Source organism: Caballeronia arvi (assembly GCF_001544695.2).
Classification (GTDB): domain Bacteria; phylum Pseudomonadota; class Gammaproteobacteria; order Burkholderiales; family Burkholderiaceae; genus Caballeronia; species Caballeronia arvi.
On sequence record NZ_FCOM02000299.1, the window covers coordinates 1 to 752 of the forward strand.

Consider the following 752-nt stretch of genomic DNA (forward strand, 5'->3'; position numbering starts at 1 on the left):
TAGTCGCGCGTCACCAGTTCGCCATCGTGCCACCCGGCTTCAATGCGCTCGCCCGTTGAGACAAGCTTGAGCGGCGAGCCATAGAATGGCCGGTGATTCTTGATCATCAACCGCACGGGCGTGTCTAGCAACCACGTCGGCCGTGGAAGTTCGACAGGGGGCGGGCACGCTTTGACGGTGTCCTGGACCGGCACCCAGAGATTCGCCTGTTCGGGGCGATGATCCGAACTCTGCGCCGGGCGCAAGACATTCTCGGCACCCAGGCGCGCGACCAGCAACTCGAGCAGTCGATTATGGTCCTGGGCGGAGCCGCCGGGATCGGGGAACAGTGAGTCACTCGGCGGTTCAGCGGGCTGCACTTTCGATGCCGTCAATCGCAAAGCAATGACGGCCGCCTCGAGCTCGATACGCCCGAGCCGCTCCTTGAGCAGTCGGACAAGGTGCTCCTCGTGCCAGGTCGGTTCCGCGAGCGCGATCTCGATGACTGTCGGTTCGATCGCCTGGCGGCCGCGCTCGTGTTCCAGCGTGATGGTCGCCTGTGTAAGGGCAAACTGCTGCGCGCTCAGCCAGCCGCACAGTTGCACGATCAGGCGCCGCGCGGAAAATAAAACCGCTTCAGCGTGTTCGACGCGATCGGGCAGTTCAATACGCGCGCTGAAAGCGGGCGGCAGCTCGAGCCACTCGTAGAGTTCGGGCGACAGGCCGTAGGCGCGGTCAAGCGAATCCAGTAAGTCCACCCCACACCTCTTTTT

1 pseudogene is annotated in these 752 nt (G+C 63.4%); it reads right to left on the minus strand.

Features of this window, described 5'->3' with window-relative positions:
• Positions 1 to 752: pseudogene (locus tag AWB74_RS45010) on the minus strand (DNA polymerase Y family protein); the annotation flags it as partial.